We start from the raw sequence: 17108 nt of genomic DNA, 5'->3' as shown, positions 1-17108 counted from the left end.
TGATTACAAAGACTTTTATCTCTTTCATAATCAGCGGTTTTTATTTAATCTTATATCCTAATTGATTTAAATAAGTGCTTCTGCCTTTGTTGCCGTAAATATAAATTTTCCATCAGAAACTCTTGCGCTGCCGGTAAAACGGCAACCTTTGGCACCACCCTCAACTTTTTGAGCGGCCAACAGCATCGCGCAATCATTTTTCTTAAGATTTTCCGAAGTCACCTTCATTGCATAGACTCCGACCGAAACATGGTCACCTTCAACTTCACCGCTACCAACAATAATGGGGTGTGGGCTGCCATCGGGACACATTGTCACAATTGTCAGAAACGCCGAGTTTTCGATAACACTTTTCATTTCTTCATTAATAACCATTTTAAATTCCTCCAAAGTTTAGTATAGCAATTGACTCCGCAATTACTACCTGATACAATTATAGTACTCCAACTAAAGCTTGTAAACTACGCAAAAAAATATGATCACATACGAAAATAGAAAGGAGCTAAGAAAAAAATGACTACCTCTGAAAATAAAACTTCCTTATGTTCCGGAAACATCTGCCCGTGCCAAGAAAAATGTCCCCTTTCAGCTGCCCTTGAAATCATTGGTGGCAAATGGAAGATTCCCATCCTCTGTGCATTATATAACGATGGGCCCACCCGTTATAATGCGTTACGAAAAAAAATTAAGGGCATAACCAACACCATGCTCGCTTCCTCATTGAAGGAACTCGAAGCGGATGGTCTGATCCTCCGCACGCAATATAACGAAATGCCCTTAAGAGTCGAGTATGAATTAACCAGAAACACGAATCGTCTTATTCCGATTCTGGGCAGCCTTTCTGTATGGGGCAAGGAAATAAAAACTGATTTATAAACAAAAAACTACCCCCATGTTTTAATTTACTTTTTCCAGTTCAATCTGAATTTCGGTCAGATAGTGAGCCGGATTTTCTTCATTCCAGGGGCCCCGATGACAGATTTGCCGGTTTTTTCCCTTCATTCTATAACCGGCATGTCCAGTCAGCCAATAAGCCAGCGAGCGAAAAGCCCCGGAGATATTTTCATAGGGGCCATAAACCATCGTGCAGGCCATCATCGCCACCGCTTCTGTATTTCGAAAGCACAGCGGTTCGTCCACAGCCACAGCTTTTGTAACCACCATACAGATCTCCACATCCACATCGGCTTCCTTAAACTCATTGTCATGGTAAACAGCAAAGCACTGCTCAGTTACTGGTAGCTCAATTTTTCTTTCGTTTGTTAATTCGGCTAGTTCTTTCCAAAGTAATCCCTCACAAAAATAATTTGCGATCACCCGTCGCAGTGAAATAACCGGGTATGAAGGAATCTGCTTAATGATAAAGTTATAATGAATACCGATTTCATCTTTCTTAATGCTGTCCAACGCCGTTTTTATTCTGCTTAGCTTTTCCTGTTCTTGTTCCAGTAATTGCTGTACTTCGATTTGTTTGCTTTTTAATTGATCCGCCATAAAATCACCGCTCCAATTTTTTAGCGCCGCCCCAATCTCTGCAACGGTATAGCCAACATCGCGCAAGAAGATAATTTTTTGCAGCCGCGGAATTTGCTCCACCGAATACAGACGATAGCCCGTAAAAGGGTCCGTCTGAGCCGGTTTCAGCAAGTTATTTTCATCATAATAGCGGAGCATCCGAATCGATACCTGGGTCAATTTTGAAAACTCACCGATTTTAAACATCACGACCTCTTTTCATCTGTCTCTCCCTTTATTTCCGACTAGATAAATACCATTTGGATCAGTACCATATAAACCAGAGTTCCGCCACCAATGCTCAGCAGGTTATTGCGCTTCCAGACGTGAAGCAATGCCACAATTCCCACTGCAAGATACTCGGGAAATCCATGCGGCGGCACCATTAAGCTGACCCCCTTTAAACAATAAACCACCAGAATGGCAATAACCGCTGGCGGTAGCAGATCACCCAGGGTTTTAACCAGAGCCGGTACTTCCTTTCCGCCACCGAAAAGGGCAAAAGGCAGAAAGCGGGTCATAAAGGTACAGACGGCCACCACCAACACGACCAGTAAGGGTGTTGTTATTTCCGGACTCATTGAACCACCTCCTTGTTCTCCCCTTGTTTTATACTATTTCTAAAAACGAGCAGCAAACATACGGCGGCAATCAACGCCGGTAGAATAAATGCATTGGCACCAAATACAAAAAGCGAGACGATCCCACAAAACATCCCGACCAGAGCAGGCAAATGCGATTGATAGCTATACCACTGCTCAATAAAGATAACCACAAACAGGGCTGTCATCGCAAAATCGATGCCGGTGGTATCAAAACCGATGAAACTGCCAATGATCGCACCAAGAGTGCAGCCGACAATCCAGTAGCTTTGATCCAGGGCCGCTACGGTAAAAAACACCTGCTTCTGATTGAGTTCTTTGGGTATATTCATACCGCACAGTAGCGAATAGGTTTCGTCAGTTAGTGAAAAAATCATATACCAGCCATATCTTCCCATCGCCTTAAATTTTTCAATGAAGGATAACCCATAAAAGATATGACGACTCTGTACCGACAGGGTCAGGACAATCAATGACAGTAGCCCCATGCCGCCACTCAGTAGTCCAATCAAAACAAATTGCATCGAACCGGCATAAATAATCAGACTGATGAAAAATGCCCAGATAAAATTGTAGCCCGCTTTTTCCAGCAGAATGCCAAAGGCCATCCCCATGAAAAGATAACCAAAAAGAACGGGCAGGGTTTGAATAAACGCATATTTTAAAGTCTCTCTAAATGCTTCTTTTTTCTTGGTCATACTCAATTTTCTGCTCCTTATACTTAATTTTCCTTAAGTTACCAAAATATTATAGCATAAATCTTTATGTTAATGCATTTCAAAATTCTTTTGCCTTGCATAATTCCAATCTTCGTTTATAATAGATTTACTTAAGTAAATTAACTATTATGTTAGTTAATTATTACTTTAATTAATCATTAATCTACGAAAGGAGTACGCATTGAATACAACTGGACACGAACTGTTTCACGCTTTTCACCGCATAAAAAAGTCAAGTATGGGTCGCATTCATAAATGTCTGATGAAAGACCTTAAACCCCATGAATTTTTTATGTTAAAAACCCTTAAAACAATGTATGACGAGGAGCAAAAAGACGCTCAGTTAAACAATCTCACGTTGGCTCCCGGCGTGAAAATTTCTCAGCTCAGCCGAGAAACCGCAATTTCGATGCCTGGCGTTTCTCAAACGATTTCAACTTTGGAAAAGCTTGGCTATGTAGAACGGATTGCCTCAAGTAAGGATCGCCGCCTGGTTTACGTTAAGCTTACCGATACCGGCCGACAACTCGAAGACGATGTTTCAAAGTCATGCTTCCAAATCTATGATGAAGCAGCAACCACGCTGGGTGAAGAAGATACCCAGTCCCTTGTTCTTTTACTCGACAAATTAGCGGTCGCCTTTGATCAGATCGATCAGCAACAAGGCGACTTGAAAGAAAATGCAGAAAGGAAAACAACATGATCAAGCTTTCACGCTATTTAAAACCCTATCTCGGGGTCCTTTTCATTACCCTGGCACTGCTTTTTGTGCAAGCGATATCCGACCTGAACCTGCCAAACTTCATGTCGGATATTGTCAATGTGGGCATCCAGCAAAACGGGATTGAACACGCAACGCCGGAAGCTATCAGCGAAGATGGCTATGCCTTAATGACGACCTTTATGACCACTGCAGAAAAGCAGACGGTGTCAGATAACTACCTGCTGATGAGCCCGGATGACGCTACTAATCCAGACTATGGCGCCACCGTCGAGAAATTCCCGACACTGAAAACCCAAAGTATTTATGTCCTTACAAATCCCAATGCGGAAACTTTCAAAACGCTGGATCCCATCTTTGGAACAGCCACCTGGACATTTATCAATGCCATGCGTTCAATGGATACCAGCGCCGCCGATGCCAGCGCCGCCGAAAGCGCGACCGATCTGGATTTAGACCAGCTTTATCAGGCCTTGCCGATGCTCACACAATTGCCCCCGGACACCTTTGACAAAGCCCGCGAACAGGCTGCCCAAACTCCTGAATCGATGCAAATTCAAACCGCTGTCCAATTCACCACCCAATTCTATAACGAACTTGGGGTGGATGTCGGTGCCATTCAAACTTTCTATATTTTAAAAATTGGCGCGATGATGCTACTGCTTTCTTTGATCAGCATTTTAGCCGCCATTGCGGTGGGCTTTTTTTCAGCCCGAATTGCGGCTGGGGTTTCCCAAAGTCTCCGCCGGGATGTCTTCAAGAAGGTCCAGTGTTTTTCTAATACCGAGTTTGATAAGTTCTCGACAGCATCACTGATCACCCGAAACACCAATGATATCACCCAAATCCAGACCATTCTGATTATGGGCATTCGAATTCTCTGCTATTCACCAATTCTGGCCATTGGCGGGATTATTATGGCCCTACGCCGAACCACCTCCATGGGTTGGATTATCGTTGTGGCGGTTTTAGCGATTATGATGATTATTGGTGTCGTATTTACCATTGCCATGCCTCGCTTTAAACTAATCCAGAAACTGGTGGATAAACTAAACCTCGTCACCCGGGAGAGCCTGACCGGCTTGATGGTGGTGCGGGCTTTTGGCAACCAGAACTTTGAAGAAAATCGTTTTGATTCGGTAAACAAAGAAACGACCGCTAATAATCTTTTTGTAAACCGAGCGATGGTCTTTATGATGCCAACCATGATGTTTATCATGAATGGCGTCACACTGCTAGTGGTTTGGGTCGGTGCTCATCAAATCGCCGATTCAGCCATGCAGGTTGGTGATATGATGGCCTTTATGCAATATACCATGCAGATTATTTTCTCCTTCCTGATGATGTCGATGATGTTTATTATGATTCCCCGGGCTGCCGTTTCCGGCGATCGTATTCAGGAAGTACTGGCCGTTAAACCGAATATTGTCGATCCCGCCGAACCAAAAAAACTACCAATGAACGAGCAAACCACCCTGGTCTTTGACCATGTCTCCTTCCGCTATGAAGGAGCTGAGGAAGATGTCCTTCATGATATCAACTTTGTGGCCAATCCGGGCGAAACAACCGCCTTTATTGGTTCCACCGGTTCAGGTAAATCAACCCTGATTAACCTGATTCCCCGGTTTTTCGATGTCACCTCGGGTACTGTTAAAATCGATGACATCGATATCCGCGAGGTCACCCAACACGATCTGCGCGAAAAAATTGGTTACATTCCCCAAAAAGGGGTGTTATTTTCCGGCACTGTGGCCTCCAATCTTAAATATGGCGATCAACTTGCCAACGAAGAAGATTTAGCTATTGCTGCTCAGGTTGCTCAGGCTACCGAGTTTATTAAAAGCAGTCCCGACGGCTTTGAGCGGGAAATCGCCCAAGGCGGCAGCAATGTCTCTGGCGGACAAAAACAGCGACTATCGATTGCCCGGGCGCTGGTACGAAAACCGGATATCTATATTTTTGACGACAGCTTTTCCGCGCTGGACTACAAAACCGATATTACTCTGCGACGGGCTTTAAAAGAATACACCGGTAACAGTACCGTGCTCATTGTCGCCCAACGAATTAACACCATTATGCATGCCGAGAAAATCATCGTTCTGGATCACGGCCGGGTGGTTGGCAAAGGAACCCACAATGAACTATTAAAAACCTGTACCACCTATCAGGAAATAGCATCCTCACAATTATCAGAGGAGGAACTAAACATATGAGCGATCAAAAAAATATTAAAACACCAAAACGTGGCAACATGGGCGGTGGCGGAATGGGTCGGGGTCCAGGTGGTCCCGCCGGCATGATACCCGGTGAGAAGCCCAAAGATTTCAAGGGCAGCCTTAAAAAACTGACCCGCTACCTATCCGCCTATAAAATCAGTCTCTTCTTTGTGCTGATCTTTGCGATTGCTTCCACCATCTTTATGATTGTCGGCCCCAAAATACTGGGAAACGCCACCACGGCGATCTTTGAAGGTGTCATGAATCTGATTGCCGATAATGGCAAAGGCATTGATTTTAACTATATTAGTCAGATCATGCTGTTGCTCCTTGGTCTCTACATCATCGCTGCGATTTTTTCTTATATCCAAGGCTTTATTATGACCGGGATTTCGATGAAGGTAACTTATGAGCTCAGACGAAATATTTTTGCCAAAATCAATCGACTACCGTTTAAATATTTTGACAAAACCAGTTATGGTGAGGTGCTTTCCTTCCTGACCAATGATATTGAAACGGTCAATCAGACCTTAAACCAGAGCATCACCCAAATTATCACCTCTGTGGCAACCCTGTTAGGTATTCTGATTATGATGTTCTCCATCAGTTGGCAAATGACCATTGTGGCACTTTTAATTGTGCCAATCTCATTTGTCATTGTCGTAAATCTTGTTAAAAAGTCCCAACCCCATTTCAGCGAACAGCAAACCTATCTGGGTCATATCAATGGTCACGTGGAGGAAATGTTCAGCGGGCATAACGTGGTTAAAGCATTTAACGGTGAAGAATCTTCTTTCGAAACCTTTGACCACTATAACACCACCCTTTACAGCTCGGCCTGGAAATCGCAGTTCATTTCTGGACTGATGATGCCGATGATGACCTTTATCGGGAACCTCGGCTATGTGGCGGTTTGTATTCTAGGCGGTTATCTGGCCGTTAATGGACGCTTAAGTGTTGGCGACATTCAGGCCTTTATCCAATATGTCCGCCAGTTTACCCAGCCGATTATGCAAATTGCCAATATTTCTAATATTTTGCAGCAAACCACTGCCGCTGCCGAACGGGTCTTCACCTTTTTGGAAGAAGAAGAAGAAGTTTCCGAAAGCACCACCGCTTTTGATCTCTCAAAAGTATCTGGTCGTGTCGATTTTGACCACGTAAACTTTGGTTATAACCCCGATAAAACCGTTATTAAAGACTTTTCCGCTCATATCAAAGAAGGCCAGAAGATTGCCATTGTTGGTCCCACCGGAGCCGGTAAGACCACCATTGTTAAGCTGTTGATGCGTTTTTATGACGTGAAATCCGGTGCCATTCTCGTGGATGGCCATAATATTATGGACTTTAGCCGCGGCGATCTTCGCAGCCTCTTTGGGATGGTGCTCCAGGATACCTGGCTTTACAATGCCAGCATCCGCGACAATATCAAGTATGGCCGTCTGGATGCCACTGATGCTGAGGTAGAAGCCGCAGCCGTAGCCGCTCAGGTCGACTATTTTGTGCATACCCTGCCGGATGGTTATAACATGTTCTTAAATGAAGAAGCCAGTAATGTGTCGCAGGGACAAAAGCAACTCTTAACCATTGCCCGGGCCATTTTGGCTGATCCTAAAATCCTGATTCTGGATGAAGCCACCAGCTCGGTGGATACCCGTACCGAGGTGCTGATTCAGAAAGCCATGGATAACCTGATGGAAGGGCGAACCAGCTTTGTCATCGCCCACCGCTTGTCCACCATTAAAAATGCCGACCTCATTCTGGTTATGAATGAAGGCGACATTGTCGAACAGGGTAACCATGAAGATCTGCTGGCCAAGGATGGTTTTTATGCTAAACTTTACAACTCTCAGTTTGAAAAAGCTGAGGAATTAGAAAACGAATTGGCCCAGGATCTGTAAACTATTTAAGTTTCCTACTCTGTTAAGTAATTAAAGGGAGCAGCTCTGATCGTTACGAACGATCAGAGCTGCTCCCTGCTTTTTTATTTTGGCAACCTAACACAAAAAGTACTACCCGCTCCTAAAGTGCTTTCCACCGCAATGGTTCCACCATGAAGACTGACAATGCGCTGGGAAATAGTGAGCCCCAGCCCGGTACCGGGAGTACTGCGGGATTGATCCGCTTTATAAAAGCGATCGAAGATTTTTTCCTGATCTTCTTTTGTGATGCCCTTCCCGGTATCGACGATTTTAACGATCACTTCTTTAGCTGTTGCCTTTAGATCAATCCTGATTTCACCATTTTCCGGAGTATGATGAATGGCATTGGTCAACAGATTAATAATAACCTGAGCCATTAACTCCTGATCGCCCTTGTAGATCATTTCATCCAACTGGATATCCAGATCGATATTTTTGGCTTCCCACTTTTCCTGCAGCAGCAGCACCACCCGCCGGATCGATTCATCCAGCGAAAAAGCTTCTTTCTTCAGTCCCAGAACGCCATTTTCCAGTTCCGAGAGTTTTAACACATTGGCCGACAGCTTCCAGAGCCGGTCACTTTCATCCACAATGATGTCAATGTATTCCTGACGCTGGATTTCCGAAAGTTCCGGATCCTTTAAAAGCTTGCCAAAGCCTTTAATGGAGGCAATCGGGGTTTTAAACTCATGGGATACATTACTGACAAAATCCCGATGAATATAATCGTTTCGGGAAAGCGCTTCGGTCATGATATTAAAATTCCGAGCCAGCACCGCCAGCTCATCTTTACCGACCACCTTTAGTCGCAAATCAAAATCACCATCAGCTACTTTTTTAGTGGCTTCCGAAACAGCTTTAATCGGTTTGGCAATCATCGCTACCGCAATAACAATCAGCACCGAGCCAATTAACAGGGTTACCAGCATGGTGGTTCGCTGAATGTTCACAAAACCGGCGATTTGATTTCGCTCCAGATTCGGTGTGCTGACAACGTAACCATCGGTCAGTTTGCCCAGGGCCATCGGCAAGTTCTGGCCTTGGTGGGAGTCCCGGTAGACAATCTCGCCATTTTCAAGTTTTGCAATTTCATCCTCAGACAGGCTCACATCTACTTCATCTAGGCTGGCATAAATTTGGGATACTACAATGCCTTGGGTATATAAGCCAGTGATGGCATCATCACTCAACTTTTCCTGATTCAGGGTCTGAACAGCCTGAGCCTGGTTAACCAATTCCACCCGAATCTGCTCCAGCACATTTCCCACTTGTGACCAGTAAATCACGCCAAAGGTTAAGGTGGATGAGAAAAAAAGCACCCCTAAAAAGGTCACCAGAAATTTTGTATAGATTGAATGAAAAATTTTATTCTTCATATGACTCCTTAGGCCAGACTATAAAACCCGGGCCTTATAGCCCAGGCCTTTGACCGTGATGATTTCAAAATCGTGGTTGTTTTCCAGTTTTTCCCTTAATCGTTTGATGTGGACATCAACGGTACGGTGATCACTTTCACTTTCATACCCCCAAATTTCATCCATAATTTGCGCCCGGGTAAAAATGCGATTGGGTGCTGACAACAGTTTAAACAGTAGCATAAACTCTTTTTTGGGTAGGGTTGTGATTTCATCACTGATACTCAATGTCAGGGCCTCATAATCCAGAATTGTTTTTCCCACCACCAGCTGTTGCTCATTGGCTATTTTGGCCCGGCGCAATAAGGCAAAAATCCGGAGGAGCATTTCATCAATGTCCACCGGTTTTACCATATAATCATCCGTACCTGCTTTAAAGCCGGTTTTCTTATCATCGATGCTTTCCCTGGCGGTGATCATCAGGATCGGGAGCTCAAAGCCCCCATCCCTCAGTGTTTTGGTTAAGATATGCCCATCCATATGGGGCATCATGACGTCAGTAATTAACAGATCGATGTGATTCTTTTCCAGCGCTTCCAGAGCCATAACACCGTCAACCGCTTCATAAACCGAATAGCCTTCTTTTTCCAGGGTATCCCGAAACAGGCGGCGGATGTGGTTATCATCTTCGCAGATTAAAATACTGAACATTTTTTTCTCCTGTTTTCTCTCCTAAATACTTCGCAGGGCGTCAATGGGGTTAAGACGGGAAGCTTTGCGGGCTGGTGTAAAACCAAAAACCACGCCGATGATGGCAGAAAAGCCAATTGCTAAAATAACAGTCGATGCGCTCAGGAAAAAATTGGTTCCGATCAGATAAGCTACCACCCAGGCCAAAACGACCCCGAGTATAAAGCCAATAACGCCGCCAATCAAACAGAGCACCACCGATTCAATTAGAAATTGGAGCTGAATCTGTTTGGGTTCTGCTCCCAACGCTTTTCGCAAACCGATTTCGCTGGTCCGTTCGGTGACCGAAACCAGCATCATGTTCATAATCCCGATGCCCCCGACTACCAGTGAGATCGAAGCGATTCCTGCCAGCATCAGCGAAAGAATATTGGTCATTTCTTCAATGGTATCCAGGATACTTTGCATGTTGACAATGGAATAGCCATCTTCATCATCATTGAAGGCTTTTGTTAAAACGCCTTCAACCTGCCGGGTTGTGGTCTCTGCCACAGTTTCATCAGCAATATAAACGGTCAAACTGTTGATATATTTTGCTCCCACAACGCCCATGGCGGTGGTATAGGGAATGATCACTGAATTATTGGTATCGGCGGAGGCAAAGTTGTCCGATTCCTGCAAAATCCCAATAACATGGTAGGTAATGCCACCAATTTTAATTTCTTCGCCGATGGGATTTTTTCCCACATAGAGTTCCGTGGCGATGTCATTTCCAATTAATGCCACTCGGCTTTCATTTTCGGTATCAAGGATGTTGATGATTCGTCCGGATGAAATAACATCTTCGGTGTTCTCAAAATAAACGTCATTCTTACCCTGAAGACTAATTTCATCCATCGTGTTTCCCTCAAAAGTTACCGTTGTCTGGCCGGAAATGGTTGGGGCAACTCCTTCTACGTTTGAAAGCTCTGAGATCTCATCGACATCACTCTGAGTCAGCCCCTGTTTCAAGGGTGTTCCCTGGACCTGGACAGTCACCGTATTAGCCCCCATAGAAGCTACCTGATCGGTGACGGTACTGGTTGCTCCGGAAACAATGGTGATCAGCGCAATAACCGATCCCACCCCAATAATAATACCCAGCATGGTCAGAAATGATCGCATCTTGTTGCTGATAATATTCTCTAATGCCATTTTAATACTTTCCTTAAGCATTGTATACCCCCTCACTGAGATTTCCATCGACAATCCGGACAATTCGGCTGCCATTTTTAGCCACATCGGCATCGTGGGTGATCATCACGATCGTCTTTCCTTCTTCATTAAGTTCCTTAAAAAGGTTTATTATCTGATGGCCGGTTTGCTGATCCAGCGCTCCGGTTGGTTCATCAGCCAACAAAATGGTTGGCTCAGTAACCAATGCCCGGGCAATGGCAACCCGCTGCTGCTGGCCGCCGGATAACTGATTAGGACGGTTTTTCATCTTATCTGCCAGTCCCACCCGTTCTAAGATATGGGCACTTCGCTGCTGTCGTTCTTTTTCGGGCACTCCAGCATAAATAAGCGGCAGCTCCACATTTTTCTGAGCGGATAAGCGTTGCAGCAACTGAAATTGCTGAAAAATAAAGCCAATTTCCCGGTTCCTTATATGAGAAAGATCCGCTTCCGGCAGATCGCAAATGCGTTCCCCAGACAGATAATAGGTCCCACTAGTAGGCACATCCAGACAGCCGATAATGTTCATCAAGGTGGATTTTCCCGAACCGGACGGTCCCAGCACGGAAAGAAAATCGCCGCGATTGATTAAAAGATCAATCCCTTTTAGAACGACCTGCTCCTCTTCACCCATGATATAGGTTTTAACCACATCATTCATTTTTAAAATTTCATCAGACATTCGAGGTCACCGTCTGTTGAGGGCCGGAAAAGGTCGTTGTTTCATAAATAATTTCTGGAATCAACACAATATCTCCCTCATTCAAGCCTTCTGTTATCTCTATTTTTACGCCATCGGTGATCCCTGTTGTCACCATGCGGCTCGCAACTTTGCCATCATCATTTTCTATGTTAACATAGGTTTTATCATCTCCGGTGAATTGAATTGCGTCAACCGGAACCGTTAAAACATCTTCTTCACTTTCTTCGACAATGATAACTTCAGCATTCATACCAATGCGAATATCCGCATCTCCGGTAAAATTCACCTTAGCTGTAAAATATGCAACGCCCTTTTCATTTGTTGCTTCACGACTAATTTCAGAAACGATTCCGTTAATGCTACGATCAATACTGTCAATGTTAATCTCGGCGGATGTATTCACTTCGATGTCGGATAACTGATTTTCTTCAACTTTTAAATTAATTTGCAAGTTTGAATAATCAACAATTTCCATTATTTTCCCACCAACCGATACGGTATTGTCCTTCTCATAATAAATCTTTGATACCTCACCAGCAATTGTTGATCGAATCACTTCTCCTGTTGTTGTGATGTAGAGATCCTTGTTTACCGGAACTTGCTCGCCTTCACTCACGTAAATATCGGCGATTTGCTGTGAACTTGTCGCAATCACTTCTTGCCGGTTCTGGCTTTCAATAACCCCGGTAAATCGATCATCATCGACAATATCTTCACTTTTCACCCGATACTCCGTACTCTGCTCTGACTTCTGATTAAAAAAAGTTTGATACCCCCAGACCAGTCCCAACACAATCACCGCACATACGACACCACCAATTATCATCATTTTCCGTTTTTGCTTTACCATTTTTTTACTGACCTCCAAATAATATTTTTGATGTCCTAATCATAAGCATTCAATGTGAATCAAAAATGAACCCTTTAATTTTTTAAGTTTTTTCATTTTTGTTGCTTATCTCCGTTTTGGGGTATCAATAATGCAATAAGTAAGATAAAGGAGGATGCGACAATGTTAACAGATGAATTAGATTTAATGAAAGAAAATCAAGTATCCGATATTCCCGAAAAGAAACCATTTTATTATTCTAAATGGTGGCTAGTTGTCTGGAGTCTTTTTATTTGGCCAATCGGACTCATCATGCTCTGGGGCTATTTTGCCAATATGCATAAAACTGAAATGCCACGTACCCGCCTGATTAAAGATAATTTAGAGGATCTGTAGCGCTATCAAATTAATACAAACCTTTGAATAACCTTAAAATATCGATGCTTTCGGCATGTGGAAACACCACCTATCCTTGATAAATACTCTGGTTCGTGTTAAAATAAAACAACTTAAGTGCGATGAAGATAAACTCACACAACCACCTGGAATATAATTCCTGGTGGTTGTGTCATGAATAAAATGCATTTATACTATATCAGGTGGTTATTTAATCCGAACAACACAACCTCTTGCTGGCTTTCACAACGATCGATATAACTTAATACGAAGGAGAAATTAAATAGAGATGGTTTCACAAATTTTTACCCTGTTATTTATTTTAGGTATCCCGTTTTTTATTTATGGTATCTACTATTTAGGTATTGGCCTATTTGGTTATACCAAACACAATAAGTACACCCTTTCCCCACCCAAAAATCGCATTGCTGTGGTGGTTGCCGCACGAAACGAGGCGGCGGTAATTGGCAATCTCATTGAAAGCCTTCATCAGCAGGATTATCCAAAAGAACTGCTGGATATCTATGTCATTCCTAATAATTGCACCGACAATACCAAAGAAGTGGCTCTTTCTCACGGTGCCAAGATCATGACCTGTACTGCTGAGGTTAAGTCAAAAGGCGCTGCCCTTTCTCAATTCTTTGATTATATTTTTAAAGAAAATGATGTCTACGATGCCTTTTGCATTTTTGATGCCGATAATCTGGTCGATAAGCATTTTATCACCTCAATGAACAATGTTCTGGAATCAGGTGAAAAAATTGCTCAGGGTTACCGGGATAGCAAAAATCCGAGTGATTCCTGGATTTCTGGTTGTCAATCAGTGTTTTACTGGACCCTGAATCGTTTTATGAACCTGGCCCGCCATAAATTAGGCTGGTCCGCCACCTTAAATGGAACCGGATTTATGATGCATGCCGATGTCATCAAAAAAGAAGGTTTTAAAACGTTCAGTCTAACCGAAGATATCGAATTTACCACCCAGTGCATTATCAAGGGTTACCGGGTCGCCTGGGTTCCCGAGGCGGTTACCTACGATGAGCATCCGATTACCTTTGATCAATCCTGGTCTCAGCGCAAACGCTGGTCCACCGGCACCATTCAGTGCTTTAACCAGTATTCGCAACAACTCATTGACGCGGTGGTCAAGGATAAAAATCGTTGTGCTATGGACATGCTGATGTTTTTGGTTGCTCCCTTTATGCAAGTATTAACCTGTATTTATACCATTTGTTCCTTTATCATTTTAGGAATGCTGTTTATTACGACCAGTGTCTGGTCCAATGCTTTGACCTTTGCCATTCTCTTTTCGATTGGCGGCGTCATCTTCAGCGTGATTTTTACTGCCATGGTATTATGGCTGGAAGGCAAAAAAATTCGTCAGATCAACAACATTTCGGTTTTTTCTTTCTGGTTTTATCTGGCCTCCTGGATTCCCATTAATGTTTTGTGTTTTATTAAACCGATTGAAATATGGGAACCGATTGAGCATACCAAAAGCATTAAGATCTCACAATTAGTTGAATAAGCAAAAAGGATGATCCGCGGATCATCCTTTTTTTAGACTAAATTATATTTTTATTTCCCCGTCTTCTGTTAATACGGCCTTTGCCTGTTCGTCACTCGGCACTTTCATCGCTTGATCGATTTCTTTCGCTAAAACCGATTCGTCCAACTCGGTTTGTCTTTCTTTTTTAAACCGTTGCTCTTGATTCGCTGTCATAAGCAGCAGTATAAAAGTTCCCACCAAACCCAGCAGAATAACCCAATACCCGACTTCTAACCGGAGGGTAAAAAACATGATCATAAAATTTGCCTGGCCACTGAGATAATTGGCGATAAAGGCACCCACATCTCCCAGTGTTCCAGTTAAGATGGCCCGCAGTACCTCAACAATACCACTGTTTACCTGACTTGCCAAACTGGCAAGCTGCTCACTAATTTTATTATTGGCAACCGCAGTTCCAATCCCAACTGCTATAAATAGAGTTGCTAACAATCCGGAAATAAAAACAGACAGCTTGATACTGGCCCGTTTATATAGAATAAGCGCTGTTAAAGCTAGAATAACAAGAAATAAGAACAGAACGAAACCATTGGCAGTCGCTTTATAGCCATCGATGGTTGCCATCACTGCGTTAACCCGATCCATGGATTGTCGGGCCTGAATGCTCACTTCATTGACTCGACCCGCCAGACCTCTCAGGCTTTGAACAATTTTCCATACATCAGTGAGCATCCCGTTAATGCTTTCGCCATGATTAAAGCGGGTTGCCATGATTTCCTGCACCTTGGGATCGACCAGGTAATCCAGTGCCGGACTCGATAAGGCTTCATTCACACTGCTGAGGTAACCCTGATCCGGCAGTGGATTTCTTAGCATCTCCAGTACCGGCACATCCAGTATTTTAAGATTACCAAGCGGCACCCCATATATCTCAAAGCGATCAATGGGTTCCTGCTTTACAAACTCACTCAGCGAAAAATTGATCAAGTCATACTCCGGACTGATCACCGTCACTGTATTGTTCATAAATCCTGACACCGATAGATTCGCTTTTGCGCTCATAAATGGCATAAAAAAACCAGCCAGAGCAAGCAGGGCAGACAGCAGGGCGGCAGTTCTCAACTTATTTTTTTGCACCCTTATTTTTATCCAATCAGACCACTTTATAAACAGTTCTTTAATCATTATCACTTTCTTAGTCCCCTTTCAAGCATTCTATAGGCAATTATACCCTAAAAGTAAAATCAATACCATAAGTCAAAAAACCATCTCACATGAGATGATTTTTTGTTATCGATTTTTAACGTTATGATATCCAGGCTTGATAAATCAATTGCAATTATAAGACCTTATTTAGAAAATTGATGGTTCTCTGATTTTTGGGATTGCCGAAAATTTCACTTGGCGGACCTTCTTCGACGATAAAACCTTCATCAATAAAGATTACCCGATCGGCAACCTCTCGCGCAAATCCCATTTCATGGGTCACCACAATCATGGTCATGCCATCTTTGGCCAGCTGCTTCATTACATTTAAGACCTCACCCACCATTTCAGGATCTAAGGCCGAGGTCGGTTCGTCAAAAAGCATGACATCCGGATTCATGGCCAGGGCCCGGGCAATAGCCACCCGCTGCTGCTGACCACCGGACAACTGTTCCGGATAAACATTCGCTTTTTCGGCCAGATCAACCCGTCTTAGCAGCTTCATTGCGGTTTCTTCGGCTTCTTCTTTTGTTTTTAACTTAAGTGATACCGGAGCAAACGAAATATTTTTTAAGACGGTCATATGCGGGAAGAGATTAAATTGCTGAAAAACCATACCAATATCTTGTCTGTATTTGTTGATATTGCCATCCGCCTTGGTAATATCATTGCCATCCACCTCAACGGTACCACTGGTGGCTTCTTCTAGGGCATTGATACAGCGCAAAAGTGTGCTTTTCCCCGAACCGGAGGCTCCAATAATACAGATTACTTCCTGTTCTTTCACTTCCAGGTTAATGTCCTTCAGGACTTCTAAGTCACCAAAACTCTTTTTCAGGTTCTTAATTATTACTTTTCCCATAAGACATTTTCCTTTCAATTCGTTTTGAAATCTTTGATAAAATCATAATAATGACAAAATACATCACCGCAACAATAAACCACACCTCAAAGGAGCGAAAATTATTGGCAATGATCAGCCGCCCGGTTTGAGTTAATTCGGTCACACTGATTACTGATAGAAGTGAGGTATCCTTTAAGGTAATAATGCACTGATTAATCAGTGCCGGGGTCATGGTGCGAATCGCCTGGGGTAAGATAACGCTCCGCATTGCCATTCCGTAAGGTAAGCCCAAACTCCGGGCGGCCTCCATCTGACCTTTGCCAATCGACTCAATCCCACCACGGACAATCTCGGCCAGATAACCACCAGCATTCAGACTTAAGGTAATAACCCCGGAAATAACCGGATCTGATTGAATCCCCAGAACCTGCGGAATACCAAAGTAGATAAAAAATGCCTGAACCAATAAGGGTGTCCCCCGGACAACATCCACATAAACCAGAGCAATTGCTCTTAATGTTTTTCTTTTTGATACCGACAAGAGACCAAAAACCATCCCTAAAATACCGGCACAAATAAGTGAAATGATTGTAATTTGAACCGTTAAACCCAAACCTGCAATCAGGCGGGGCCAATACTGTACGACTAATTCGAGTATATTCACGTCA

The 17108-nt window shown here is 43.5% G+C and carries 18 protein-coding genes; 6 read left to right on the top strand and 12 right to left on the bottom strand.

Annotation, left to right across the window (positions count from 1 at the left end):
• Window positions 1–66: 66 nt before the first annotated feature.
• Window positions 67–375, bottom strand: coding sequence for a pyridoxamine 5'-phosphate oxidase family protein (locus tag ACIZ62_RS01490; protein ID WP_111888301.1), 309 nt, complete (start codon window positions 373–375; stop codon window positions 67–69).
• A 138-nt stretch (window positions 376–513) separates the two neighbouring features.
• Here ACIZ62_RS01490 and ACIZ62_RS01485 point away from each other — a divergent pair, with 138 nt between their 5' ends.
• Window positions 514–876 carry a winged helix-turn-helix transcriptional regulator gene (locus ACIZ62_RS01485; RefSeq protein ID WP_111888302.1) on the top strand — a complete coding sequence of 121 codons (363 nt, stop codon included), beginning with the start codon at window positions 514–516 and terminating at the stop codon, window positions 874–876.
• 21 nt (window positions 877–897) lie between these two features.
• On the opposite strand, the gene ACIZ62_RS01480 is transcribed toward ACIZ62_RS01485, so the two are convergent.
• The 3 genes from ACIZ62_RS01480 to ACIZ62_RS01470 are packed head-to-tail and all read right to left on the bottom strand — an operon-like array spanning window position 898 to window position 2815.
• Complete coding sequence (locus tag ACIZ62_RS01480; protein ID WP_414151115.1) at window positions 898–1722, bottom strand: MerR family transcriptional regulator; 825 nt, start codon at window positions 1720–1722, stop codon at window positions 898–900.
• Window positions 1723–1760: 38 nt separating this feature from the next.
• Window positions 1761–2096, bottom strand: coding sequence for a branched-chain amino acid transporter permease (locus ACIZ62_RS01475; RefSeq protein WP_111888304.1), 336 nt, complete (start codon window positions 2094–2096; stop codon window positions 1761–1763).
• A complete protein-coding gene (locus ACIZ62_RS01470; protein ID WP_111888305.1) occupies window positions 2093–2815 on the bottom strand; it encodes an AzlC family ABC transporter permease in 723 nt (240 codons plus the stop codon). Before ACIZ62_RS01470 ends, ACIZ62_RS01475 begins: the two co-directional genes overlap by 4 nt.
• Window positions 2816–3017: 202 nt before the next feature.
• Here ACIZ62_RS01470 and ACIZ62_RS01465 point away from each other — a divergent pair, with 202 nt between their 5' ends.
• Genes ACIZ62_RS01465 through ACIZ62_RS01455 form a run of 3 tightly spaced genes read left to right on the top strand, consistent with a single transcriptional unit; the run spans window position 3018 to window position 7674 of the window.
• A complete protein-coding gene (locus ACIZ62_RS01465; RefSeq protein ID WP_111888306.1) occupies window positions 3018–3539 on the top strand; it encodes a MarR family winged helix-turn-helix transcriptional regulator in 522 nt (173 codons plus the stop codon).
• Window positions 3536–5770 carry an ABC transporter ATP-binding protein gene (locus ACIZ62_RS01460; protein ID WP_414151114.1) on the top strand — a complete coding sequence of 745 codons (2235 nt, stop codon included), beginning with the start codon at window positions 3536–3538 and terminating at the stop codon, window positions 5768–5770. Before ACIZ62_RS01465 ends, ACIZ62_RS01460 begins: the two co-directional genes overlap by 4 nt.
• The gene (locus ACIZ62_RS01455; protein ID WP_414151113.1) at window positions 5767–7674 is read left to right on the top strand and encodes an ABC transporter ATP-binding protein; all 1908 of its coding nucleotides are present in this window, start codon (window positions 5767–5769) and stop codon (window positions 7672–7674) included. The genes ACIZ62_RS01460 and ACIZ62_RS01455 overlap by 4 nt, the downstream gene beginning before the upstream one ends.
• 83 nt (window positions 7675–7757) lie before the next feature.
• On the opposite strand, the gene ACIZ62_RS01450 is transcribed toward ACIZ62_RS01455, so the two are convergent.
• Genes ACIZ62_RS01450 through ACIZ62_RS01430 form a run of 5 tightly spaced genes read right to left on the bottom strand, consistent with a single transcriptional unit; the run spans window position 7758 to window position 12508 of the window.
• Window positions 7758–9071: a sensor histidine kinase gene (locus tag ACIZ62_RS01450; RefSeq protein ID WP_111888309.1), complete on the bottom strand. Its 1314-nt coding sequence runs from the start codon at window positions 9069–9071 to the stop codon at window positions 7758–7760.
• A gap of 18 nt (window positions 9072–9089) precedes the next feature.
• Window positions 9090–9761, bottom strand: coding sequence for a response regulator transcription factor (locus tag ACIZ62_RS01445; RefSeq protein WP_111888310.1), 672 nt, complete (start codon window positions 9759–9761; stop codon window positions 9090–9092).
• A 21-nt stretch (window positions 9762–9782) separates the two neighbouring features.
• Window positions 9783–10955 (bottom strand): ABC transporter permease, encoded by a 1173-nt coding sequence (locus ACIZ62_RS01440; protein WP_414151112.1) that lies wholly within the window; start codon window positions 10953–10955, stop codon window positions 9783–9785.
• Window positions 10948–11637: an ABC transporter ATP-binding protein gene (locus ACIZ62_RS01435; RefSeq protein WP_111888311.1), complete on the bottom strand. Its 690-nt coding sequence runs from the start codon at window positions 11635–11637 to the stop codon at window positions 10948–10950. Before ACIZ62_RS01435 ends, ACIZ62_RS01440 begins: the two co-directional genes overlap by 8 nt.
• Window positions 11630–12508 carry an efflux RND transporter periplasmic adaptor subunit gene (locus ACIZ62_RS01430; RefSeq protein WP_111888312.1) on the bottom strand — a complete coding sequence of 293 codons (879 nt, stop codon included), beginning with the start codon at window positions 12506–12508 and terminating at the stop codon, window positions 11630–11632. Before ACIZ62_RS01430 ends, ACIZ62_RS01435 begins: the two co-directional genes overlap by 8 nt.
• Before the next feature lie 162 nt (window positions 12509–12670).
• Here ACIZ62_RS01430 and ACIZ62_RS01425 point away from each other — a divergent pair, with 162 nt between their 5' ends.
• Together ACIZ62_RS01425 and ACIZ62_RS01420 are read left to right on the top strand one after the other, a co-directional pair.
• The gene (locus ACIZ62_RS01425; protein WP_111888313.1) at window positions 12671–12883 is read left to right on the top strand and encodes a hypothetical protein; all 213 of its coding nucleotides are present in this window, start codon (window positions 12671–12673) and stop codon (window positions 12881–12883) included.
• A gap of 289 nt (window positions 12884–13172) precedes the next feature.
• Window positions 13173–14411 carry a glycosyltransferase family 2 protein gene (locus ACIZ62_RS01420; protein ID WP_204355392.1) on the top strand — a complete coding sequence of 413 codons (1239 nt, stop codon included), beginning with the start codon at window positions 13173–13175 and terminating at the stop codon, window positions 14409–14411.
• Window positions 14412–14453: 42 nt separating this feature from the next.
• On the opposite strand, the gene ACIZ62_RS01415 is transcribed toward ACIZ62_RS01420, so the two are convergent.
• From ACIZ62_RS01415 to ACIZ62_RS01405, 3 genes are all read right to left on the bottom strand, one after another.
• Entirely contained in the window at window positions 14454–15581 is a 1128-nt protein-coding gene (locus ACIZ62_RS01415) for a hypothetical protein (protein WP_162624500.1), read from the bottom strand.
• A gap of 148 nt (window positions 15582–15729) precedes the next feature.
• A complete protein-coding gene (locus ACIZ62_RS01410; protein WP_111888315.1) occupies window positions 15730–16458 on the bottom strand; it encodes an amino acid ABC transporter ATP-binding protein in 729 nt (242 codons plus the stop codon).
• Window positions 16439–17104, bottom strand: a complete 666-nt coding sequence (locus ACIZ62_RS01405; protein WP_111888316.1) for an amino acid ABC transporter permease — start codon at window positions 17102–17104, stop codon at window positions 16439–16441. Before ACIZ62_RS01405 ends, ACIZ62_RS01410 begins: the two co-directional genes overlap by 20 nt.
• Between the last annotated feature and the right edge of the window lie 4 nt (window positions 17105–17108).

The sequence above is a fragment of the Acetobacterium carbinolicum genome (assembly GCF_047456275.1).
Classification (GTDB): Bacteria; Bacillota; Clostridia; order Eubacteriales; family Eubacteriaceae; genus Acetobacterium; species Acetobacterium carbinolicum.
This window is presented reverse-complemented; position numbering and strand designations above follow the sequence as displayed.

Coding starts and splice junctions, on each gene's coding strand:
- ACIZ62_RS01490 (WP_111888301.1), bottom strand. CDS start 375: ATGGTTATTAATGAAGAAATGAAAAGTGTTATCGAAAACTCGGCGTTT.
- ACIZ62_RS01485 (WP_111888302.1), top strand. CDS start 514: ATGACTACCTCTGAAAATAAAACTTCCTTATGTTCCGGAAACATCTGC.
- ACIZ62_RS01480 (WP_414151115.1), bottom strand. CDS start 1,722: ATGTTTAAAATCGGTGAGTTTTCAAAATTGACCCAGGTATCGATTCGG.
- ACIZ62_RS01475 (WP_111888304.1), bottom strand. CDS start 2,096: ATGAGTCCGGAAATAACAACACCCTTACTGGTCGTGTTGGTGGTGGCC.
- ACIZ62_RS01470 (WP_111888305.1), bottom strand. CDS start 2,815: ATGACCAAGAAAAAAGAAGCATTTAGAGAGACTTTAAAATATGCGTTT.
- ACIZ62_RS01460 (WP_414151114.1), top strand. CDS start 3,536: ATGATCAAGCTTTCACGCTATTTAAAACCCTATCTCGGGGTCCTTTTC.
- ACIZ62_RS01455 (WP_414151113.1), top strand. CDS start 5,767: ATGAGCGATCAAAAAAATATTAAAACACCAAAACGTGGCAACATGGGC.
- ACIZ62_RS01450 (WP_111888309.1), bottom strand. CDS start 9,071: ATGAAGAATAAAATTTTTCATTCAATCTATACAAAATTTCTGGTGACC.
- ACIZ62_RS01445 (WP_111888310.1), bottom strand. CDS start 9,761: ATGTTCAGTATTTTAATCTGCGAAGATGATAACCACATCCGCCGCCTG.
- ACIZ62_RS01440 (WP_414151112.1), bottom strand. CDS start 10,955: ATGCTTAAGGAAAGTATTAAAATGGCATTAGAGAATATTATCAGCAAC.
- ACIZ62_RS01435 (WP_111888311.1), bottom strand. CDS start 11,637: ATGTCTGATGAAATTTTAAAAATGAATGATGTGGTTAAAACCTATATC.
- ACIZ62_RS01430 (WP_111888312.1), bottom strand. CDS start 12,508: ATGGTAAAGCAAAAACGGAAAATGATGATAATTGGTGGTGTCGTATGT.
- ACIZ62_RS01425 (WP_111888313.1), top strand. CDS start 12,671: ATGTTAACAGATGAATTAGATTTAATGAAAGAAAATCAAGTATCCGAT.
- ACIZ62_RS01420 (WP_204355392.1), top strand. CDS start 13,173: ATGGTTTCACAAATTTTTACCCTGTTATTTATTTTAGGTATCCCGTTT.
- ACIZ62_RS01410 (WP_111888315.1), bottom strand. CDS start 16,458: ATGGGAAAAGTAATAATTAAGAACCTGAAAAAGAGTTTTGGTGACTTA.